The organism is Prevotella aurantiaca (assembly GCF_015262605.1).
GTDB lineage: Bacteria > Bacteroidota > Bacteroidia > Bacteroidales > Bacteroidaceae > Prevotella > Prevotella aurantiaca.
The window spans coordinates 1-24,310 of the sequence record NZ_JABZSJ010000039.1; the positions used below are offsets into that span (position 1 = coordinate 1).

Consider the following 24,310-nt stretch of genomic DNA (forward strand, 5'->3'; position numbering starts at 1 on the left):
AATAATATATTACACTGACAAACAATTAGTTAGATATTTACTGAATATCCCTAAAATAAAGAAAGGGGCAACCTCGTATGAGAAGTTGCCCCCTATAGTTTCTTTTTAAAAAACTTTATATCAGCTTATAAAAAAGATTACTTGTTATTGATAACCTTTACTGATTTTGTTGTACCATCAACAAACTTAACGTTCTTAATAGATACACCCTTACCTGCCTTAGAAATCTGGCGGCCAGAGAGATCGAAGTATGTTTCGCCTACAACTTGCTTGTTAGCACCAGCTGCAACAGTTTCGATACCAGTTGGATCTGTTGAGAATACAGTTGTAATATCGCCACAGTAGAGTGAATTTTCATCGCTCCAGTAACCTGCTATAATCTTCATCTTCAAGTCATCAGCACTTTGTCCTTCCATGTAAGTACCATCAAGCTTAAGCGAAACACCATCCATGAGAAGTGTAATATCGCCGTCTACTGGCTGGAGTTGGCCATCCTTAAATTCCATATAACCTACTTTGATACCATATGAACCATCGTCGAAGTTACCATAGTAAATGAACTGACCTGCAGGAATCTTAATTACGTTTCCTTCCTTAGTACCTTTTACCCATGCACCAAGAGGGTCATTCTTAATAAATGTAGAGTAAGAAAGAAGGTTTTTCAAGTAAACTGTCTTGCCATCAGCAGCAACTACCATTGTTAAATCACCAGCAGGCTGTCCGTTTTCTGCCAATTTTGCAAGATCAAACATAGAAAGCTTTGATTTACCATCGTCACCTTTCTGAAAAGCAAGCATTACACCGCCTACTCGTTTATAAACTGTTGCAGTACCAGCAGGCTGGTCTTTAATAATGTCAGGAGCGTTTTGAGCTTGTGCATTAACTCCTAGGATTGCTACAAGAGCTAAAAGTAATAGTTTCTTCATAATTTAAAATGTTTAAGTAATACAATATATAACGGGGTTTCCCCACAGATAATAATCTATCACAATTGGACTGACTTACTTGAAGTCTGTATATTTGCTTTTTCTACATTTGCAAAAATAGAAAATGTTTTACTTAGAAGCAAACTTTCATAGTTTATTTTTGGATTGTTTAACATATTGCTATTACTCTACGTTTTTTATAGTTTTAATGTACCTATAGTATAAAATAAATAAAGGGGCAACCTCGTATGAGAAGTTGCCCCCTATAGTTTCTTTTTAAAAAACTTTATATCAGCTTATAAAAAAGATTACTTGTTATTGATAACCTTTACTGATTTTGTTGTACCATCAACAAACTTAACGTTCTTAATAGATACACCCTTACCTGCCTTAGAAATCTGGCGGCCAGAGAGATCGAAGTATGTTTCGCCTACAACTTGCTTGTTAGCACCAGCTGCAACAGTTTCGATACCAGTTGGATCTGTTGAGAATACAGTTGTAATATCGCCACAGTAGAGTGAATTTTCATCGCTCCAGTAACCTGCTATAATCTTCATCTTCAAGTCATCAGCACTTTGTCCTTCCATGTAAGTACCATCAAGCTTAAGCGAAACACCATCCATGAGAAGTGTAATATCGCCGTCTACTGGCTGGAGTTGGCCATCCTTAAATTCCATATAACCTACTTTGATACCATATGAACCATCGTCGAAGTTACCATAGTAAATGAACTGAGCAGTTGGAATAGTAATTACATTTCCTTCCTTAGTACCTTTTACCCAAGCACCGAGAGGATCGTTCTTAATAAATGTAGAGTAAGAAAGGAGGTTTTTCAAATAAACAGTCTTGCCATCAGCAGCTGTTACCATTGTCAAATCACCAGCAGGCTGTCCGTTTTCTGCCAATTTTTCAAGGTCAAACAACGAAAGTTTCTGCTTACCATCTTCACCTTTCTGGAAAGCAAGCATTAATCCGCCTACTCGTTTGTAAACAGTTGTAGTACCAGCAGGCTGGTCTTTAATTACATCTGGAGCTGTTTGAGCTTGTGCACTAACTCCGAAGATAGCTACAAGAGCTAGAAGTAAAAGTTTCTTCATCATTCTAAAAGTTTTAATAATAAATATTTTTAAGGGATTTTCCCTAGTTTATAATCGTAAAAAATATAGATTAGTCTTATATCAATCCATCTTTTTTGCATTTATAGACATGCAAAAATAGAAAATGTTTTACGTGGGAACAAACTTTCACACTGATATTTTTGTTTATTTAACACATAAATATTACAAACTTTTCGTTGCGATATTTATGTAAGATCAAAATAGAATAGAAAAGAGGACAACCCCATATCGGAAATTATCCTCTAGACTATTAGTATGCCTAAAAAATTAATTCACTTTGTTTGAGTAGCTTACTTGTTACTTACAACCTTTACAGACTTTGTTGTACCGTCAGCATACTTAACGTTCTTAATGGTTACGCCATTGCCAATTTTAGCCAATCTACGACCAGAAAGATCATAGTATGTTTCACCAAGAACCTGCTTGTTATTGTCAGTTGCAATAGTTTCGATACCAGTAGGATCGCCTGTAAAGACTGTCAAAGCGTCTCCACAGAAGAACTGTTTGTTATCACTCCAGTAACCACCTAATATTTTTACTCTTGCCTTTCCTTCATCAGTATGCTCAACATATGTACCTTCAAGCTTTAGCGTATTGCCTTCGAGAGTGTACATAATATCGCCTTCTACTGGAGCAAACTGTCCATCTTTTACTTCCATATAGCCCAATTGCAAACCATATTCGCCATCGTCGGCCTTACCATAAAGAAGATATTGTTCTGAAGGAATTGTGATAGTATTTCCTTCCTTAGTACCTTTTACCCAACTATTGAGCTTGTCGCTTTTCATAAATGTAGCAAAAGAAAGTGTATATTTCAAATAAACAGTTTTGCCATCAGGAGCTGTTACCATTACCAAATCGCCTGCACCTTGTCCGTTTTCAGCAAGTTTTGCAAGGTCAAACACTGTAAGTTCAGGCTTTTGCGTCTCTTTATTCTTCACGATAGCAAACATATTACCAGCTTCACGTTTGAAGTTTACTGCGGTTCCAGCAGGTTGTTCGGTAATAACAGTTGGGGTTCCTTGAGCTTGTACGCCAACACTAAAGATTGCTGCAAGAGCAAATAAGAAAAGTTTTTTCATAATTTAAAAATGTTTAAGTAATACGATATATGTGGGAAAGTCCCACTGTTAATAGTTATTTTCGACATTTAGAGTTGTTACAAAGCATAAAATCAACTTGCCTACGTTTGCAAAATTAAACAAAGTTTTATATTAATACAAATCTTTTCGTGGTATTTTTATCACATTTAACACATAATATTCGTATATTAGTGCAAAACTATCACTTCACATTCCTACTATTTTAATCTTTTAAAAAGATATTGATACCATTCGTACCAAAGCATGGTAGCATTCGTACCATAGTTTGGTAGCAAGCGTACCAAGCCGTGGTAGTATTATAACAACGGCCTTAAAGCAACAATAGAGTATTGCTATTTAATTTCTATACTGCCCATTCCATCTAGCAAAGATATAGTTTCACATCATCAACAGAACACTTAAAAACCACTTATGTAAGCCTGATGGAATTGTCAAACAAATGCAAGGAACTGCGAGAAGTAGCTCAATGGCTAAACCATCGAAGCTACTTCCAAGAATTGTCTTTACAGAATAAAACTGCCACAACATGACTAATTAGGGCCCTTCATTGTTCATTTTCATTATAATAAGGAGGAGAAATTCAAAATTAAGTATTATCTTTGCATGTTGTATAGATTTAGAATGCTAAAGAAAATAAGAAGATGTCGTGTATATTAAATATAGAAACCAGCACTAATGTCTGCTCTGTAGCACTGAGCGAAGATGGGGCTTGCATATTCACACAGGAAGATCATAGCGGTCCTAACCATGGTGAGCAGTTGGGAAAGTTTGTCGATGAAGCGCTGTCGTTTGCTGATAGCCACGCTATTCCCGTTGATGCCGTTGCGGTAAGTAGCGGTCCTGGCTCTTACACTGGGCTACGTATTGGAACCTCTATGGCTAAGGGAATCTGCTACGGCACAGACATTAAGCTAATTGCAGTGCCTACACTTGAATTGCTTTGTGTGCCTGTATTGTTACGTTACGACGACATTGAGGACAACGCATTGCTCGTTCCAATGATTGATGCACGCCGAATGGAGGTGTATGCACAAGTGTTCGATCGTGCTTTACACGAAATTCGCCCTGTCCAAGCAGATATTGTAGACGAAAATACTTACAAGGAATATCTTGAGAAAGGACCCGTTTACTTCTTCGGCAATGGCGCCGAAAAGTGTATGGAGGCTATCAATCACCCCAACGCACATCTGATAAGAGACATCGAACCATTGGCTAAAAACATGTTTCCATTGGCAGAAAAGCGCATTGCAATGGAACAATTCGAAGATGTGGCATACTTTGTACCAATGTATTTAAAAGACTTTGTGGCTAAGCAAGCCAAACCCTTGCTGTAAAACAAAGCGAAAAACAAACAATAAAAACGAAACTGAATAAATAGAATAGTTGAATGAATATAGACGGACTGGATTATAATACTCAGCGCGAGAGACTATTATTGCCTGAATATGGACGTGAAATACAGAACATGGTAAGCTATTGTGTGGAGCTTCCAACTAAGGAAGAGCGTCAACAATGTGCCGAAACCATTGTCTCTATAATGGATAGAATGAATCCACAAGGCAGAGAAAATGCCGACCATGAACAGAAACTATGGGACCATTTAGCCATTATGGCAGACTTTAAGCTGGATATTGACTACCCATACGATGTTTCTCAGGCATTGAAAATAGCAGCAAAGCCAGAGCCTATGAACTATCCCATGTCGAAAATCCCTGTGCGTCACTACGGAAAAATGATGTTCGAGCTATTCGAACAGCTAAAGACGATGGAGGAAGGCGAGGAAAAAGACGAACTTGTAAGACTTGTTGCTAACCAGATGAAACGTTGTTTGGTACAATGGGGACATGGTTCTTCAGACGACGAAAAGGTGGCATCAGACCTTGCACGCTTCACCGATGGAGCCATACAATTGGACTTAGACGTCTTTAAATTCGATAAAATAAATCTAAAAGAGTTGCAACCAGCACGCAACAATAAAAAGAAAAAGTAAAGCTATGGAGTGTTTTGTCATTGAAGGCGGACATCGCTTATCGGGCACTATTGTACCTCAAGGTGCTAAGAACGAGGCTTTACAAGTGATTAGTGCCACGTTGCTAACCACAGATGAAGTTGTTATCGACAACATTCCAAATATATTGGACGTCAAGAACCTTATAAAACTGCTCAAAGACATTGGCGTTAAGGTTACAAAACTTACCGATAACAAATACTCTTTCCGTGCCGATGAGGTAAATTTAGACTATCTGGAGAGCGTAGCATTTGTTGAAAAATGCTCTTCTTTACGCGGTAGCGTTCTGCTTTACGGTCCATTATTGGGCAGATTTAGCAAAGCAACGATTGCAAAACCAGGCGGAGATAAGATTGGACGCCGACGTTTGGACACCCATTTCTTAGGTTTTAAGAATCTTGGAGCGCACTTCGAACATAGAGAAGAGCGCAATGTGTACGAACTAAAAGCCGAAAAACTGGTTGGAACCTATATGCTTTTAGACGAAGCTTCGGTTACGGGTACAGCCAATATAGTCATGGCTGCGGTCTTGGCAGAGGGAACTACCACGATATACAATGCTGCTTGCGAGCCATATCTGCAACAATTGTGTAGCATGCTCAATGCTATGGGTGCAAAAATAAGTGGTATTGGCAGCAACTTGCTCACTATTGAGGGAGTGAAAGAGCTAAAAGGAACGAATCATCGCATACTTCCAGACATGATAGAAGTAGGTTCTTTCATTGGAATGGCAGCCATGATAGGCGACGGAATCAGAATAAAAGATGTGTCAATAAAGAATCTTGGCATTATTCCCGACACGTTTCGACGACTGGGAGTGAAGATAGAAGAAGATGATGACGACCTTTTTATTCCACGACAAGAGCACTACATCATTGAATCCTTTATTGATGGAACTATCATGACCATTGCCGATGCACCATGGCCAGGCGTAACTCCTGACCTTATTTCGGTATTGCTTGTTGTTGCAACACAAGCTCAAGGAAGTGTACTCTTCCACCAAAAGATGTTCGAAAGCCGCTTATTCTTTGTTGATAAGCTTATTGATATGGGTGCACAAATTATACTTTGCGACCCACATAGAGCAGTAGTGGTGGGTCACGATAATTGTCGTGCATTACGAGGAGGTAGAATGTCGAGCCCCGATATACGTGCAGGAATTGCTCTACTCATAGCTGCTTTAACAGCACGAGGCACAAGTCGCATAGATAACATATCACAAATAGACCGCGGTTACGAAAACATTGAGGAACGACTCAATGCTCTCGGAGCAAAAATAAAGCGTATAGACGTTTGCTAAAAAGCCTTACTGATGATAAGACGTGAGGATGTATATAAGATAGGAGTGCTGGGAAAACCGCACGGAGTAAAGGGAGAGATACAGTTTCGCTTTACTGATGACGTGTTTGACCAATGCGATTCCGACTATCTGGTGCTTGATATGGAGGGCATTTTAGTACCTTTCTTTATGGAAGAGTACAGATTCCGTTCTGACGAAGTAGCATTAATGAAGTTTTGCGACATTGAAACCGAAGAGCGAGCACGCGAACTTACGGGTACAGAAGTGTACTTCCCACGTGCTATTGCTGAAGAAAATAAAGACGATTTATCGTGGGCTCAAATCATCGGATTTAAGTTAATGGACAGCAAAACGGCTAAAATAGTGGGCGAAATTGTATCAGTTGATGATTCAACCATTAACCTGCTGTTTGAGATAAAGACTGAAACAGGTGGCGAACTCCTTATACCTGCCAACGAAAACCTTATAAAAGAGATAGACAAAGAACAGCAAATGATAGAAGTAGAAATACCCGATGGTCTTTTAGATCTATAATTTAGAAAGATGAAACAACAAATATGTATTCTTGGTTCAACGGGAAGTATTGGCACACAAGCTCTTGATGTGATTGAACAACATGCCGATTTATACGAGGTTTATGCCTTGACAGCTAACAATCAATGGGAAAAGCTGGCAGCGCAAGCACGAAAATTCCAACCTTCAGCAGTTGTCATAGCCAACGAAAGTTACTATGAAGCGTTACAAAAGGCACTTTCCGACCAACCAAACATTAAGATCTATGCAGGCAAAGAGGCGTTAAAGCAGATTGTTGAAGCCGAACCTATCAACATGGTGCTTACTGCTATGGTGGGATTTTCAGGTCTTGAACCTACCATACACGCTATTAAAGCACGCAAAAAGATTTGTTTAGCAAACAAAGAGACGCTTGTTGTAGCTGGAGAACTTATTTGTAAGTTGGCAAATGAGTATCATACACCAATCCTTCCTGTAGATAGTGAACACAGCGCAATATTCCAAAGCTTGGTGGGAGAGGACAATAACGAGATTGAAAAGATATTGCTAACCTGTTCTGGAGGACCTTTCCGTCTTTTCGATGCAGACAAACTAAAAACTGTTACAGCTGCCGATGCTTTGAAACACCCTACATGGGATATGGGAGCAAAGATTACAATAGACTCTGCTTCGCTTATGAATAAAGGCTTTGAGGTTATAGAAGCTAAATGGTTATTTGGTATTCCAGCTAACAAGATTCAAGTTTTAGTACATCCCCAGTCTATTATTCATAGTGCAGTACAGTTTGTTGATGGTAGTGTAAAGGCACAATTAGGTGTTCCTGATATGCGTTTGCCTATACAATATGCCTTCTCTTTTCCAGACAGACTTACTTTGCAAGGTGATCGTATAGACTTATTCAATCAGCCATTAGAATTCTTTGAGCCTGATATGGAGAAGTTTCGCTGTATTGCTATGGCGTATGAAGCCATCGAAAAAGGTGGAAACATGCCTTGTATCCTTAATGCTGCCAACGAAATAGTAAACGAAGGGTTCCGTAAAGGTCAATGTTCATTCCTCAAAATGGGTGAAATTGTTGACGAAACCATGCAGAAAGTAGCATTTGATGCTACACCATCGCTTGATGTTTATTTGCAAACTGATGCTGAAGCGCGTAGAATTGCAAATGAATTGATGAGCAATTAAGAGATTAGAATTAAGAAAATAGAAATAAAAAATAAAGATTATAAAGTAACGAATGGAATCAGTTCTTATACGATTGCTCCAATTTATAATGGCAATCTCGCTGCTTGTTCTTCTCCATGAAGGCGGCCACATGTTCTTCGCAAAGCTATTTGGCGTTCGCGTAGAAAAGTTTTTTGTATTCTTTGATATGGCTATCGGAAAATGGAACGGTATGCTATTCAAGTGGAAACCTAAAAATGACGATACAACATACGGTATGGGATGGCTCCCTCTCGGCGGTTATTGCAAGATTTCTGGCATGATTGACGAGAGTTTCGACACGGAACAAATGAAGAAAGAGCCACAACCGTGGGAGTTTAGAGTTAAACCAACATGGCAACGCCTACTTATCATGATTGGCGGTGTGCTTGTAAACTTCCTATTGGCACTATTTATCTACTCAATGATAATGTTTACGTGGGGTGAAACCTACTTTAAGGTATCTGATATGAGTATGGGTATGCAGTTCAACGAACAAGCAAAGGCACTTGGCTTTAAGGATAAAGATGTTATGTTGGGTACCGATAAGGGTGCATTCCGTGAATATGCTAATATCAATGGCGATTTCTTCCGTCAGATAGCTCAGTCTAAATATGTTGAAGTGTTGCGTAATGGAAAGAAAACACGTATTGAAATGCCAGGCAATTTAGATATGCTTTCGATGGTAAAAGAACGACCTCTATTTGCCGAACCATATATTCCATCACGCATCGATAGTGTTGCTGCAAACACTCCAGCTATGAAAGCTGGTATAAAAGCAGGCGATTTACTAAAATCTATCAACGGTAAAAATATTAATACATGGGCTGACTTCCATTATCAAATAGGTGTATTAAGCGATGTTGCCGCTGTAAAGAAAACTCATAAAGATTCTTTGGTTCTCCGCAACGTAGTACTTACGGTACAACGCAGTGGTTCTAACAAAATAGATACCATAAAGATGCAGCTCAATCCTGAATTAAAGATGGGTGTTACAGAAAGTTCTTTGCTTTCATTTTATAAACCCACACAAGAGAAATTTTCTTTCTTTGAAAGTTTCCCTGCAGGCGTAAAATATGGAATAAATATTCTTCGTGGTTACGTAGGTAATTTTAAATATCTTGCTTCTGCCGATGGCGCAAAGAGTTTGGGAGGCTTTGGTTCTATTGGAAAATTATTTCCACCTTATTGGGATTGGTATATGTTCTGGAATATGACAGCCTTTTTGAGTATTATGCTTGCCTTTATGAACATTCTTCCTATCCCTGCACTTGATGGAGGACACGTTATGTTCTTATTATACGAAATAATTACACGCCGTAAACCATCTGAAAAGTTTATGATTCGTGCCGAGTATGTAGGCATCACCATACTTATTTTGCTAATGGTTGTAGCCAACTTAAACGACATTTTGCGGTGGATAGGCGTTATGTAACATTTATATGATAAAGCTATTCAACACTGGCGAAACTCAAGAAACACTCCGTCAGGACTACAATCCTGACGGATCTGTACTACGACGAGCACAATTGCGTATGCTCGATATGGCTATCTATTTGCAAGAAACTGCTAAAAAGATAGGTATTCCACTAAGGTTAGATGGTGGAAATGTGCTCGGAGCATTGCGTCATGGTGGCTTTATTCCTTGGGACGACGATATAGATATGGTAATAAGTCAGAAGGATTTTAAACGTTTCTGCGATTATCTAAAGGCGCACCCCCACCCTAATTATGTATTGCAAGACAATTCTACCGATCCAGGTTTCTATAAAGAATGGGCTTGTCTACGTGATTTAAGAACCGAAAATCGTAGCCATGAAAACTTTAATAGTGAAAATAGACGTATTCACGAAGCACAAAAATATCGTGGATTGCATATTGATATATTTCCTTACGAAGGAAATATGATTCCTTGGTTGCAACATCTTGCAGCTAAACTATCGGTAAATGTAAACCTTAAAATGGCAGGACGATATCCTCGAGCTGCACAAATATGTTATAACTTATTACACTATTTTGTTTTTCCAATGTTTCGTTGCATTGGAAAGATATTTGGTAATCCAAATTTGTATATGCACTCTTATGGGGCATGGTTTTACGAACAAAATCCTAAGCGCATAATGATACCTCATAAAGATATTGTTTTTGAAGGTTATACGTTTGAAGGACCAGCCGATGCAGAAGAGCTTTGTCGTATCGCATACGGAAATTTTATGGACCTTCCTCCACGCGACAAACGCGACAGACATAAGGTTGATATTGTGTTCTTCGATGATGAGAATGCGCAATAAAGACAGAAACAAAACCAAAAACAGCATAAACATGAATATAGCCGTTATCTTTGCAGGTGGTTCAGGACTAAGAATGCACACAAAATCGCGTCCAAAACAGTTTCTCGACTTAAATGGAAAACCTATTATTATATATACGCTCGAACTATTCGACAATCATCAACAGATTGATGCCATTATAGTTTCTTGTATCAAAGAGTGGATTCCATTCCTTGAAAAAATGCTTCGCAAGTTTGAAATTAACAAAGTTGTGAAAATTGTACCTGGCGGAGCTACCGGACAAGACTCTATTTACAATGGTTTGTGTGCATCCGAAGCGTATGCGAAAGATGAAAAAGCTACAGTTCTTATTCACGATGGTGTACGCCCGTTGATAACTGAGGAAACCATAACAGACAATATAAATAAAGTAATGGAATGTGGTTCTTGCATTACCTGTGCACCTGCTACCGAAACCTTTATAGTTAAACAAAAAGATGGGAGTTTAGAAATTCCAACACGTGCAAATTCTCTGATTGCACGTGCACCGCAAAGTTTTTATCTCTCTGATATTCTTTCTGCTCACCGCCGTGCTATTAGTGAAAATTGTCATAACTTTATTGATTCGTGCACAATGATGAGTCATTACGGCTATAAGTTAGGAACAATTATCGGTCCAATGGAAAACATAAAGATAACTACTCCTACCGATTTCTTCGTATTCCGTGCTATGGTAAAGGTTCACGAAGACCAACAAATTTTTGGTTTATAGAAAATGAATACTATTCTTGAACAAGACATAGAGCTTTTTGCCCAACAATTTGCCTTAAAAGACGAACTTCGTAAAAAGACAATTGCCATAACAGGTGCAACAGGATTGCTCGGAGCATGTATGGTTCGCTGCCTATTAAAATTAAATAGTCAGCAAAATCTTGGTCTACGCATATTGGCAGTAGTCAGAAATATAGCAAAAGCAGAAGTTATGTTTGGTAAACAAAACGATGTATTGGGTTTTTATGCTTATGATTTTTCAAAAAATGAGATTTTCAATCCTACCGAAAAGATTGATTTTATTGTGCATTTTGCAAGTCCCACAGCTTCAAAATACTTTGTAGAATATCCTGTAGAAACAATGGTTACTGTGTTTAATGGCACAAAAAAACTACTCGATTATGCACGTACAAATGAAATTCAATCTGTATTATTGGCATCGTCATTAGAAGTTTATGGAACAATTACCAATGATAGCAAGCCTCTTACTGAAGATGCACAAGGTTTTCTTAATCCAATGGATGTTAGAAGTAGCTATCCAATGGCAAAAAGAGCTGCAGAAACGCTCTGCCACAATTATGCTAAAGAATATGGAACACATACAAAAGTTGCACGTTTAGCACAAACTTTCGGTGCTGGAGTTACTAAAAACGACAATCGTGTATTTGCACAATTCGCACGCAGCATTATTAATGGCGAAGATATTATAATGCACACAAAAGGCGAACTTTGTCGTTGCTATTGTTATACTACAGATGCCATTGCTGCTATGCTATATATTCTTTTACGTGGAAAAGATGGCGAAGCCTATAATGTTGCAAACGAAACCACTTATATCTCCATTAAAGATATGGCTACTTTTCTTGCCGAAACATTCAATCCAAAGGTTAAAGTTGTTGTAGAGCTTAAAGAGAATATGGGCTATTCGCCCACAACAAAATTACGTTTGTCTACCAATAAAATTCAACAATTGGGTTGGACACCTCATTACAATTTACAAGAGATGTTCCACCGCCTTATCGAATCGCTGAAACAATAGTTTATGTCTGCCAATATATTTCACAGAATCAGCCAGTCGCTCTTTCACGTTTACGAGCGAAAAGACTTGCGTCAATGGGACGTTACACCACAAAAGCACCTACCTATTTATGGTGTTTACCACATTATGCTGGATACTGGTTGGGAAAAATTGGCACGAAAGCAAATAGAAAATCTAAAGAACAGCGGACTTTTATCTGCCACCGAAAAACTTTTTGTTAGCTGTATTGATGCTGATAAGACCAAAGTTGATGAACTAAAACAATTGATTGACAGCGAAAAGGTAGAAATTATCTCGTTTTCTACCAATCCTCAAAAGTACGAATACCCTGCCCTACAGTTTATTAAAGAACTAAGTCAGCGTAAAGATTGCCTTGTATATTATTTTCATTCAAAGGGAATTTCCTATCAATCGTTAGAATCAAACGACCATCTTTTCCGTTCCTTTCAACAAAAAATAGAAGCTTGGCGCGAAATGCTGGAATATTTTATTTTCGATAAATGGCAAGTGGCTGTAAATGTTTTATCAAATGGTTTCGATACTTACAGTTGTTATCGTTGGCCTCCTCGAAATTACACTATGTATTCTGGAAGTTTCTGGTGGGCAACGTCTGCTTATATTCGTAAACTTCCAGATTTTCAATCGGATATTATTTCTTCTAACCGTTTTTATTCTGAAGTATGGCTTTTCGAACGAAACCATCAACAATTTTCAGCTTTCGATACCATTGCCGACCTATATTTTGTGCGTATTCCACGTTCTATTTATGCCGAAAGAACACCTTCTTTTATAGATAAGCTACGGTTTTCGTTTATGTATAACTTCCGAAAAATACAGAAACATATTTTCCATTACAACTACAAACAACGTTGTCAGCAACGTTTTCAACAACTGAAAAAGAATATATAACCTGTATTTAAACTATCTGTCAATTCAAAAAAACTATCATCAATAGCGAAATTCACCAAAACTTTATAATACTAATCTACGAAGAATTACCTATAAAAACCACTATAATAACCGAAAACAAAGTTACAGAAATATTTTGTATGACAGATGAGTTTCGCTTGCTTTTTTTGATAAAAGAATAGTAAATGAAACACTAAGAGTCGCTTTGCAATAGAAAATACCATCGTAACTAAACGATGCTAAAGGCAATAAATAAAGTGAATTAGAGAGGGTTTAGCTACGATAGCTCATTACGCTGAAAAATATTATTATAAAATAAAAATTTATAATTATAAATTTTGAAATTGTAATTATAATTTTCACTGTTTATAATTATAATTTTAAGAGGATATAAAATAGAATGTGTTGGCCTATTTAAAAACCTCAATCCAACTAATACATAATAAAGATTCAATCCTATGTAAAAATATCTTTTATGTTACCTTTTTAGACGTATAATCTAAATTTTAGGCTATCACCCAAAACAAAACTTATATCATAATTATCTTTAAATTTAGTGCATTGACATAATTTACAATAAGAATTGGTGTAATCATTTAAAATCATGGATGTTACAGACTTTTAATACATTCTACTGAACGATATATGGGTCTTATCTAATTAATTGCGTTCAAAGTTATTCAAGATAAAATAGTAATAATTTGTGTTAATTTGTTTTTTTATATAAATTGTTTCTTACCTTTGCATCACTTTATTACTATTATCACAAAATATTAATTTAACTTTAAAAAAATGAAAAAAGTGTTTTTTTTATTAGGAATGTTAATGTTGGGAACATTTACATTTACTTCATGTAATGAAGACGATGACTTCACTACAAAAACAAATTTAAAACCTAACAACGAGAATTATATTTCTCAAACAGCCATTGATTTTGCAAAAAGCATAAAAAGTCAAGGCTCAACTAGGTCTATTTTAAGTAGCTCTCTTCCCACACAAGCTATATTATTATAGTTATACCTACAAAAGTGAGAAGAATTGGTAGTTCAAGAAAAAGAATATAAATCTTATAAAAAAAAAGTTATGAAAATTTTCAAGTATTTAGTAGTTTTCGCATCTGTAGTATCATCTCTTATCTCTTGCGATAATAAAGGCGAATTTGATAGTTACCCGCCAGCTGTTAATAAGAAAGAATTTCAAATTTCTAATTCACAAACTGGCAAAGACACACTATTTGTTAAAGATAACAAAGATTTTAAATTACACCATATTGTACTAGTCAACAAGTCTGATAATAAGGAGATTTGCGAAGTAAATGCTCTTTATGAAAAACAGACAAAGTTTGAAATAAATGGTACAACCTATGGAGAAGTAGAATATTCTAATGGTGAAGCATCATTGATTAAGATTTATAACTGGGGAACACTCGAAAGAATATCTACTACTGCACACAAAAAGGCATACGCCATAACATATACTGGCAAGAAACCAGCTGATATTGAGGTTGGTTTAGCCGTTTTAGGCGAAAGGGGCGGTACAAGTGTAAGGCTTAAATAAGATTTTTAAGCAAAGAAATCTAAGCATTGCATAACAGCATAATTAGTTTTTATGCAGATAGAAAAATTGAGTAGGGAGTATCACTTGTAAAATTAGTGTTTGCTCTCTACTTAATTATTTTATATGTAGAGACTTAAAATCTCCAATTATACTTGAGTATAAGAAAACTTTGGTATGGACATTTATAATATGTTTTCATTGTTCCTTATTTACACGATATGCTTTTAGCTTATACTCAGAAACAATATGCAACAAGAATAGGATATAAGTTATTATAAAATCATGTATTTTTTTTTGGGGGGGAGTAATACACAAAGTTTGACTTATTTTCTTCAAGGTCATTAATAACTAAAGCATATATATTATTCCATCTTCTTTAAGAAGTTTTTGCTGCATTTTTGTATAAACAAAAAAACCGTGTGTCATTGCTGACACACGGTTTCTTTTATTTTAATATCCTTGTATTACTTTACAAGAACACTCTTTGTAATCTTTTGGTTGCCCATAACAACCTTAACTACATACAAGCCCTTAGATGTACTTGGTATGCGAACAGCATTGTTAGCAGTTGCAGTAGCTTTACCTACCAACATACCAGAAGTAGAGTAAACTTCTACTGTATAGTCGTTTGCTTTACCGTTTACAACAATTTCGCCGTTCTGAACGCTGATAGTAGCATCGTTAGAATCTTCAGCGAATGTGCTGATACCAGTAGCAACTTTCACAGGAATACGAACATATTCTGTCTTACCTGCTTGTGTCATACCAACAACAACAGTAAATTCTTCGTTGTCCTTACCTTTAATAGTGAGTTCGCCTGTTGCTTCGTTGATAGAAACTTCAGCCTTAACGGTGTTTGGAAGAATTTCTGCAATAGAATACTTCACAGTAGCATTGCTGCCGTCAGGTGTAAAGTTAGACGAGATATCGATAGTTTGATTGTTCTTTGCTGAAATTGTTGTACCTTCTTTCTCGTTACGTACACCATTGAAGTTATCGAAAGCAAAGTAAGTTGGTGTTGTAAGACCCCATTTGTTTTTCTTTGTTCCTTCCATCTTGAATGAAACAGACTTCACTTCACCTAATGCTTTGAGGTCAACCCACTGCCAAGAATTAAGTGCATAATGGTCAGCTTCGTTTTCTGAACGATAATCAGCGAGGTAATATTCTACCTGACTTTCTTCACCATCAGCCTTCACACCTTTAATAATAAGCTTGAAGTAGTCGCCCTTTTGGAAACCTCCAGCAACATCTGACATACCATCACCATTCTTAATAGCATTGTATGCCCATGCTGTATTTGTAACGTAGAAACCACGAATAATATCTCCGTTGTCCTTGTTTAATACATCAATTTTACCTGGAGAAGGATAAACTACACCATAGTTTTCAGAGTTGTCATAACCCTTACCAACACTGCCACGCCACATATCTTGTAAACCGCTATACGATGTTGCAGTTTCGTTAGAATACATACAATCGTAGAAGTAGTTATACTCTAAGTTTGCTCCGTTATGGAATTTATAAGAACCACTAAGGAAATAACCTGTGCCTTTTGCACCAGTCCAATGGCTTTCATTCTCCAAGAAAAGGTTTTCAAGAGTTGCTGTTACAGATTCACCCTTTACAATAACATCACAAACAGCACTTGCAGTCTTACCATTCTTATCTACAACCTCTACAGTGTACTGGTCGCATTCTGTAGGAACAACATTAGTTTCTACCTTCTGACGCTTGCCATTGTACCATGTGATAGTGTAAGGCTCAGTTCCACTTGTTACAGTTGCTGTAAGATTTGCAGGTTCTCCAGCATTGATAGTAATATTTGTTGCAGTTACTACTGGTTCTGGAATCGGAGCAGGCTTAGTAACAGTGAATGGTTGAGTAGATTCAACACTGCTTTGGCCTCCACGTGTACCTTCGTAAACAATATAAGCTACGTAGGTTTCATCTTTGGTTAAGTTATTTATTGTTTCAATAACTTCAGTATCCTTGCTAACTGAAACAGATTTACCATCTCGAACAACTTCATCTACTGTTGGAGCTGCTTCAGACTGCTTCTTAATAAGGATATAAACCTTACCATTTTCATCAGCTTTCACTTTCACGTCGACAGAGTTGTCGGTAATGTTTGCTATTTCTGGATAGCCAACAACTGACTTAGGTATTACAACTTCTGTAGAGAACTCGTAAGCACCCATTGTTGGATGGTTAGCATTACGTTCCTTGTTATTGATATCCTTTGTTGCATAATTGAGCAATACAGTATTTACTAAATGTCCAACTGTTTTTGGCTCAAGTACGTCAGCATCAAGGAATTCAACTTTCTCATTGTAGCTATCTGCTTCCTTAGAAACATCTTTCCAATCGTCGAATGTTGCATATTTAGTTCCTGACTTAATAGCAAACGATTCGCCTGTTGTATAGAGATTATTCTTCAAGAACTTAATAGCATCAGGGCTGTTCTTACCTACAAGAGAATAAACATAACCCTCTGCTTCGTTCTGTAAGATATTCTGAGTAATGACAATATTGTTTGCATCAGCTGGAAGTTGGATTAATTTACCCATTTTCGCAGCACCGCGGAAAACAAGAGTATTGTGTGCAAAGTTTACATTTGATGTTTCTTTGTTATCAACAATAATACCATAAGAATCGTTAGAATTAGATTCGTTGATGATTGAGTTGTTGACAATAGTTGCAGGAGTAGCAGCATCAGCAATAATTGTACGAATATTGATACCACCTGAATAGTTCTTTGTCTTCAAGCTAATCTTATTCTGCTCAATCTTAACCAGACCATTAGAAGTAACATCAATTGCTTTGAAATTCTTGTAGTCAGACTCTGTATTGATAATTGTGTTACCAATGATTTCTACATTGTCTTCGTTCATTGCATAGATAGCGAAGTTACCATTGTTTTTAAAGGTATTGTTCAAAACCTTTCCACCAAATTGCTTTGGCAATGCTACAACGCTAGTACCACCCAATTTAAGACCTTGCTGTCCACCTTCAAGTATTGAGCCCTTCAATGTAAAGTTGTCATTGTTCTTGTTAGCCTCGTTACGTGAATACATATTAACAAGAACTATCTTATTCTGATAGTCGGTTGTCATTCTTGCGTGAATGTAACAATTTTCAACTGTTACGTTACGACTTTGATTGCGAACATGAACAACTGATGGGTATTTTACAGAACCATCAATGGTAACATCTACACCACGAAGTGTTGTGTAAGTAGCACCATCAAAGGTAAATACTCCATGCTCGTTAGCCATCTTATCTTCAGAATAGCCAAGATTGAAGTCGTTGTTGTGTATCTTAACATCAGAATAATTACCAGTAGAAGAAGTTATAAGTAATGTATTGTTTTCAGACATACCATCAATTGCTGGTACAAATACATTTTCCTTATAATCACCAGGCTGAATACTGATGGTTACAGGACCATCAATACCAGTCTTTAATGCATTAATTGCACTTTGAATAGTCTTATGTTCCTTATCTGCACCAACTTCGAATGTTCCACTTATACCTTTCTGAATAGTTGTTGTAGCTGTAACAGCAGCTGCGGGAGTTTCAGTCTTGATATTTGTTGTGATTGAAGCAAGAGAAGCAGAAGCTTTATCGCCTACATTTGCAGTAGTAGAAAGATCGTATGTAATCCAGAAGTGGTAAGTACCACGGTCATTCATTACATAACTTCCAGTTACTTCATAAGGACTTGTTGTTGTTTGTCCAAAGAGATTTACAGGAGAGAATTCTTTCTCTTGGCCTGTTGCATATACTTTTACATTCTTAACGATTGCTCCGTCAGTAGCTGTTACTGCAAAATTCTTAACTTCTACAGTACCATAATCACCTACTGTTTCTACATCAACACGCATCATTGCGAGATCTGTAGCACCCTTCATGTTCTTTTCTGCAACAATGCTTTCTGTTTTAACAGAAGTAACTGCAAGTTCAGAAAGTCTAACGCTACTTACTTCAATAGCAAAACCCTTACCAGCATAAGTCGTAGTCTTATAATTTACAGTGATTTTACCATCAGCTGATTTGGTAATGAGTTCTTTAAGTTCAGGACTTCTGCCATATTCCATGTCAGCCTTATCCTTCTTCTCACCACCATAATATATAGACATCTTATTTCTGCCCGCTACATACCATTCTTTTGCAACAAGTTTAATACCATAACCTGGACTTGCTGGTTCAAATGTAATTGTACCATCGAAATTCTTAGACTCATTTCCTTCAGCTCCACCATCATCATAGAACATAAGTGAGCCACCATTAGCAATAACTTTCTTAGCATTTACACCACTCTGAAGAATTACAATGTTTTTCAGAACGCATTCGCCTTCTGGATTTCCATTAGTAATATTCTGACTTGTTGCGCCAAAATTAAGAGCAGTAATTGCTGCATCAAGTTTGCTTTCAGCTGCAGCATCATTCTTAGAATCGTAACGAACGCGCAACCAGTTATTACCTTCTACAAGAGAAAGAGGTTCTGCAAATGTAATATCAAGAGTATTGTTTGCACCAAATTCAGTTACAGTTGCAACTGTTTTAGCTGTACTACCAACTTCTTCAGAATCACCTGTGCTTAAAATGGAAATCTTGTTGATGGCATTCTTTGACTCTTTCAGGTCGAGTGTAATACCATTTAATTTAAGTTCACCTTGGTCTCCTTCAGCTTTTACATTAAAGCTAATAATATCTATATCAGCAGTACCTACAGATGCAACATCTTTAGAAACTTGGTTTACAACTGATTCCTTAAAGGAAAGAGGTGTACTTACAAATTCTGAAACTTCAGCTACAAATCCATCTCCAGTATAAGAAGATGCATAAGTTTCAGGATTAAAGGCAATGGTTAATGCACCATCTTCAGCTTCTGAACGCAATATCTTCTTAGGTCCAACTTTTGAAGCATCTGCATTATCAAGTTTCCAAAGAAGTTTTCCGTTCTTATCGCTACCGCTATAAACTGCAAATTTAGCACGAACACCAACATCTTTACGCTTAGAGTACATGATATCGAACTTAGAGAAGTCTATCATTATTTTCTTTCCTGCATTAGCTGGCAAGAAAGTCATTGTACGTTCTTCTGTTGAAGCCTCGTAACGAGTAGTATATTCATTCGCATTCTTCGTTTTGAAAGTAAGCTTATTATTTACTTTCTTCGTATTGTTACCTTGAACAAATTCTACTACATTTTTAATGGTTCTATCGCCGATTGGATTTCCGTTTGCAACTTCGTGTGCACCATCGCTAAGTGTTGCACTTACAAGAACAGCATCAACTTTCTTACCTTCTTCGGCCATCTCACTAATATCGTAAGTAAGCCAGAACCAGTTATCGCCTTCAAATAGAGTTACAGTTTCTGTAGCAATCTCAAATTCATCGCCATTTACATCAACTTCGCCTATTTTCTTGGTAGTTGAGAATGCATCTGACATACTTGTAGAATAAAGTGTTGCATGAGCTATTTCTGCATGTGTGCCATTCGTTTTAAATTTAAAACTTGCGGTTGTAAGTGGGTTCAGCGTTTCTGTAGCCTTAATATTAAAGCTAAGAATCTGCTGTCCTTTATCGTCGGCACATACAGTTCCTTTAGTAAACTGCTTCACATCGAAGCCGCTTACAACCATTTGTTGAGGTGTAAACTGAGAAACAACTGCTTCCCAACCATCTCTACTTCCACGAAAATCGTTTTCAAATACTATTGTAAGCGCACCATCATCGGCAGTAGACCTTACAAGACCTGTTTCATTCTTTGTAAAAGATTTCAGCAGATTCTCCTTCTTAGCTTCTTTTCCGCTGTAAACCTTTACAAATTGACTATTCTGTTCTCCTAAAGAAGAAAGGAAGATGTCCATCTTTGTGAAATTAACCATAACCTTTTTAGCAGGGTTTTCTGGCACAAATGTAATTTCACTTACTCGTTTAGCTTCACCTTCTCGAGGAGTTGCTGGTCCCGTTGGACCGCCCTCATCATAGAAATTGATACTATTGTCTCCAACAGTAATCGTTTGCTTGGTATCTGAAATCTTAACTTCCGTAGGCGTTCCCTGTGCCATAACAGGCATAGAAATAGCCGACAGCGCCATTGATAACGATACCAATAGTAGTTTTGTGTTCATAAAATAATTTATTAATATTTAAAAATTTATCTCTTGTTTATAGTTTATCATTTTCTTCTAATCGATCATATCTTTGCAAATAGAGACACACATATCAACCTTTGGTAAAGGCTATATAGCCTATACTATGTAGTTAAAATCGTGTGTTATAAGAATTTTATTATCCCACTTCTCAACCTAACCCCACAGAAGTTTTATTGAAGCATTACAATGGCAGGTATTCTGACTTATTGTCTGATCACAAACACCTTCCCAAGTTTTATGCTCAGTGGTAATTGTTTGTGTCTACAAAGACAACTTACAGCAGCTGGACTGTTCAGGTCTTTCACCTGATTCCCTATTAATCGCTAATGCGAGCCGAATTGCGTTGCAAAGTTACTAATAAAAGTTAGAATATACAAGAAATATGAACAATTTTCAACAAAACCAGTTCTAAGATAGAACATTTAGTTTTTATTTTCCTGTTCAAAATATATCGTTTTTATGTTAATCTTCCGTAAAGCAACCTTCTATTCAACCCTCATGGCTATTTTTTACTTAATTTTGCCTCATATTATAACAAAAATAACAACTATTCAAATGAAAAAAACTTTACTATTGTTCATGATGGCCATTTGTGCTGTCATTTCATCCTACGCACAGACACCTAAGGATGTATTGGCTTTCCAATTAAAATTGTCTGTACCTTCAAGTACAATGCTTTATTTCGAAATTTATTCTCCTGAAGAAGAATTTTATGTAGACTGGGGAGATGGATTTAAAAAGCAATATAAAGCAGGAAGATATGCTTTTCCTAATCCCATTTATAGTACAAATCATAAGGAAGAAGTAAAAATTTACGGTACAGGCATTACTGACATTAAGTTTGATAAAGCAAAACTTTCAGAACTTAAAATCTATGACGCAACAGCACTTGCAACTTTGGATTGTTCAAATGGAACATTAAAAGATTTGGATCTTTCTGAAGCTACAAAGCTTACCAGCTTAAATGCTTCTTATAACCAAATTACAAATATCAATCTTTCAAAATCAAGAAAGCTATCGTCATTAACTTTATCCAACAACAAGTTAACGAACATAAACCTTTCAAACTGTTGGGTCTTAACAGAACTTTCTTTAGACGATAATAATCTTACTGGAGTATTTGCACCTGAAGCAAAAAACTTAAGTATTCTATCTGTAAGCAATAATCAAATTACTTCTTTAGATTTTTCTAAATCTAATCTCCTTACAAGCGTTTCGGCGAGAAACAATCAGATTGTAACTGCAAATCTTGAAGGACTTAAGGAACTTTACCAATTTGATGTGGTAGGAAACAAACTTACAGAAATTAAGTTTGTAAATATGCCACATCTTCAAAATGTAACACTTGGAAAGAATGAACTTACTAAGGTTTCTTTCGAGAATTGTCCATCTGTAATGGCATTATCTGTAAACAATAACCAGCTTACAAATATTGATATATCGGGACTAACTAATCTTACTTCTCTTACAATAGATTACAACAAACTGACTACTCTTGACTTAAAGGGTCTTTCTAAGATTGGATCTATTGAGTGCCAATATAATGAACTTTCTACACTCGACCTTACAGACCTTGCTGTATTGAAGGACTTAAGAGCTTATAACAATAAGCTAACTACGCTTACTCTTCCTGAAAATTCTGAAAAGATGTATGCATGCCACATTCAGCACAATCAAATTCCTGTTGCTGAAATGAACAAGATTATCAAGAAACTTCCAAATGTAACAGATGTTTATGTGCTGGATTTTGAGAAATCTTGGAAAAAGAACTTAAAAGTTGAAGGTAATCCAAATGTAGAATCTTCTAATCTTAAAGAGACTATAGCTAAAGGTTGGATATTAGATGTTAAACCAGCAAATGCAAAAGCTCGCTTCGTAATGAAAATTGCTGGAGAAGCTGGAACTGCTGTTTCTTTAAAAGTTGCTGGTGTAGAAGACAAACTTTCTTTTATTATTGGTGATGGCGAAGCAAAGGAATATTCTGTTTCAACTGACATTACAAAGCTTACTCCTATTAGCATCAATACAACTGCTAAGGACCAGTTTATCGTTATAGAAGGTAATCTTCTCGGAATTAACTGTAAGGGTAACAAAATTTCTACTATCGACTGCGCTTCTTCTGACAAGTTGATTCTTCTTGATTGTTCAGAAAACATGCTCGGCCAATTAGACCTTTCTGGTCTTAAGAGTGCTAAGTATATCTATCTCTTAAACAATAAGATTACAAACCTTATTGTTAGCGACCTTCCTCGCCTTGAAGAATTAAATGCTTCTTTCAATGGATTGAATTCTATTAACTTAACAAAACTTTCTGAACTGAAAGCACTATCTGTTGACAATAACAATATTGTCAATCTCGTAGTAGAACAAAACGCTAAGCTTGAAAAACTTTATTGTAAGAAGAATAAAATTCAAACTTTGAACGTTACAACACTACTTGATCTGAAGGAACTTAGTGCTTCTCACAATAGAATGGGAGTCATCGATCTTTCAAAAAATACAAAACTTGAAGAGCTCGATTTGAAAGACAACTCAATAAAAAATTTAGATCTTACCCATAATATATTGTTGGAAGAAATAAACGTTAGCGAGAATAAACTATTGACACTCAACGTTTCTAAGTGTACTGAGTTAACAGAATTATATTGTAACACAAATGCACTTACTAATCTTGAATTATCTGCAAACAAGAAACTAAATTCATTGAGTTGTGGAGACAACAAACTTACAACGCTTAACGTTGAAGGTTTCCAAGAATTAGAAAGTTTGGCTGCAATGTTCAACGAACTTACTTCTATAAATGTAAAGAATTGTGCTAAGTTAGAAGGAATCTCACTCAATCATAATCAACTGAACAATATCGACTTTACAGGCTGTAAGGAACTTCGCATGGTTGATATTGCTATCAACAAGTTCACTGTTGATAATGGACTCAAAATGATTGGTTCTCTCCCAGAAGCAACTTCTGACAAGAAGGGCTATGTTATTTATTGGGACAAGGAAAATTTCCCAAATGATGAGGAAGAAAATGTTTACGATTTATCGCTTAGCAACAAGGCTGAAATGAAATATTGGGTAATTTCGAACGGTGAAAATACACCGCTTGATATCGAACAACTTGCAATTGACAGCAATGCTAATTCATTCGTTACACTTACTTCTGAAAAAGTCATATTCAACGGAGAATATACCGATGCTCAAATCATTTCAACAAGTGGTCAGTTAATAACAAGACTTTATGGTGAAAGAGAGTTTAATGTAGCACAACTTGCAAATGGCATCTATATTATAAAGGTAAACATCAATGGTAAGGTAGCTGTAGCAAAGTTTGTAGTTAAACGATAATACGCAATATAAGGATTAAAGAAATATTGGCGTAATGGACATTTGGTAGGCTGAAAGCTCACGGAACGCTTTTATTTACTA

At 36.5% G+C, this 24,310-nt stretch carries 17 protein-coding genes and 1 riboswitch; of the genes, 13 read left to right on the top strand and 4 right to left on the bottom strand.

Features of this window, described 5'->3' with window-relative positions:
• Positions 1 to 137: 137 nt before the first annotated feature.
• The 3 genes from HXN26_RS07545 to HXN26_RS07555 all read right to left on the bottom strand — a co-directional run bounded on the left by HXN26_RS07545 (position 138) and on the right by HXN26_RS07555 (position 3,126).
• The gene (locus tag HXN26_RS07545) at positions 138 to 926 is read right to left on the bottom strand and encodes a hypothetical protein (RefSeq protein WP_273160240.1); all 789 of its coding nucleotides are present in this window, start codon (positions 924 to 926) and stop codon (positions 138 to 140) included.
• A 308-nt stretch (positions 927 to 1,234) separates the two neighbouring features.
• On the bottom strand, positions 1,235 to 2,023 hold the full coding sequence (locus HXN26_RS07550; RefSeq protein ID WP_273160269.1) for a hypothetical protein: 789 nt from the start codon (positions 2,021 to 2,023) through the stop codon (positions 1,235 to 1,237).
• A 311-nt stretch (positions 2,024 to 2,334) separates the two neighbouring features.
• Positions 2,335 to 3,126: a hypothetical protein gene (locus tag HXN26_RS07555; RefSeq protein WP_273160242.1), complete on the bottom strand. Its 792-nt coding sequence runs from the start codon at positions 3,124 to 3,126 to the stop codon at positions 2,335 to 2,337.
• A gap of 662 nt (positions 3,127 to 3,788) precedes the next feature.
• Here HXN26_RS07555 and tsaB point away from each other — a divergent pair.
• The 12 genes from tsaB (at position 3,789) to HXN26_RS07615 (ending at position 14,717) form a co-directional block, all read left to right on the top strand.
• Positions 3,789 to 4,481, top strand: coding sequence for a tRNA (adenosine(37)-N6)-threonylcarbamoyltransferase complex dimerization subunit type 1 TsaB (gene tsaB, locus HXN26_RS07560; protein ID WP_273160243.1), 693 nt, complete (start codon positions 3,789 to 3,791; stop codon positions 4,479 to 4,481).
• Between the two features lie 53 nt (positions 4,482 to 4,534).
• Complete coding sequence (locus HXN26_RS07565; RefSeq protein WP_025001023.1) at positions 4,535 to 5,137, top strand: DUF4290 domain-containing protein; 603 nt, start codon at positions 4,535 to 4,537, stop codon at positions 5,135 to 5,137.
• Between the two features lie 4 nt (positions 5,138 to 5,141).
• A complete protein-coding gene (murA, locus tag HXN26_RS07570; RefSeq protein ID WP_273160246.1) occupies positions 5,142 to 6,455 on the top strand; it encodes a UDP-N-acetylglucosamine 1-carboxyvinyltransferase in 1,314 nt (437 codons plus the stop codon).
• A gap of 12 nt (positions 6,456 to 6,467) precedes the next feature.
• Positions 6,468 to 6,989: a ribosome maturation factor RimM gene (gene rimM, locus HXN26_RS07575; RefSeq protein WP_273160248.1), complete on the top strand. Its 522-nt coding sequence runs from the start codon at positions 6,468 to 6,470 to the stop codon at positions 6,987 to 6,989.
• A gap of 9 nt (positions 6,990 to 6,998) precedes the next feature.
• Positions 6,999 to 8,153 (top strand): 1-deoxy-D-xylulose-5-phosphate reductoisomerase, encoded by a 1,155-nt coding sequence (locus HXN26_RS07580; protein ID WP_273160249.1) that lies wholly within the window; start codon positions 6,999 to 7,001, stop codon positions 8,151 to 8,153.
• Between the two features lie 52 nt (positions 8,154 to 8,205).
• Positions 8,206 to 9,606 (top strand): RIP metalloprotease RseP, encoded by a 1,401-nt coding sequence (rseP, locus tag HXN26_RS07585; protein WP_273160250.1) that lies wholly within the window; start codon positions 8,206 to 8,208, stop codon positions 9,604 to 9,606.
• A gap of 7 nt (positions 9,607 to 9,613) precedes the next feature.
• Entirely contained in the window at positions 9,614 to 10,462 is an 849-nt protein-coding gene (locus tag HXN26_RS07590) for a LicD family protein (protein ID WP_115083631.1), read from the top strand.
• A gap of 31 nt (positions 10,463 to 10,493) precedes the next feature.
• Positions 10,494 to 11,213 carry an IspD/TarI family cytidylyltransferase gene (locus tag HXN26_RS07595; protein ID WP_273160255.1) on the top strand — a complete coding sequence of 240 codons (720 nt, stop codon included), beginning with the start codon at positions 10,494 to 10,496 and terminating at the stop codon, positions 11,211 to 11,213.
• Between the two features lie 3 nt (positions 11,214 to 11,216).
• Entirely contained in the window at positions 11,217 to 12,251 is a 1,035-nt protein-coding gene (locus HXN26_RS07600) for an NAD-dependent epimerase/dehydratase family protein (RefSeq protein WP_273160256.1), read from the top strand.
• A gap of 3 nt (positions 12,252 to 12,254) precedes the next feature.
• Positions 12,255 to 13,160 (top strand): hypothetical protein, encoded by a 906-nt coding sequence (locus HXN26_RS07605; protein ID WP_273160258.1) that lies wholly within the window; start codon positions 12,255 to 12,257, stop codon positions 13,158 to 13,160.
• 792 nt (positions 13,161 to 13,952) lie between these two features.
• Entirely contained in the window at positions 13,953 to 14,174 is a 222-nt protein-coding gene (locus HXN26_RS07610) for a hypothetical protein (RefSeq protein WP_273160260.1), read from the top strand.
• Positions 14,175 to 14,243: 69 nt separating this feature from the next.
• Entirely contained in the window at positions 14,244 to 14,717 is a 474-nt protein-coding gene (locus tag HXN26_RS07615; protein ID WP_273160262.1) for a hypothetical protein, read from the top strand.
• A gap of 464 nt (positions 14,718 to 15,181) precedes the next feature.
• On the opposite strand, the gene HXN26_RS07620 is transcribed toward HXN26_RS07615, so the two are convergent.
• On the bottom strand, positions 15,182 to 20,860 hold the full coding sequence (locus HXN26_RS07620) for a DUF4465 domain-containing protein (protein ID WP_273160265.1): 5,679 nt from the start codon (positions 20,858 to 20,860) through the stop codon (positions 15,182 to 15,184).
• Between the two features lie 195 nt (positions 20,861 to 21,055).
• Positions 21,056 to 21,239, bottom strand: a riboswitch (cobalamin riboswitch).
• Positions 21,240 to 21,439: 200 nt separating this feature from the next.
• Here HXN26_RS07620 and HXN26_RS07625 point away from each other — a divergent pair.
• On the top strand, positions 21,440 to 24,229 hold the full coding sequence (locus HXN26_RS07625) for a T9SS type A sorting domain-containing protein (protein ID WP_273160267.1): 2,790 nt from the start codon (positions 21,440 to 21,442) through the stop codon (positions 24,227 to 24,229).
• Positions 24,230 to 24,310 lie beyond the last annotated feature (81 nt).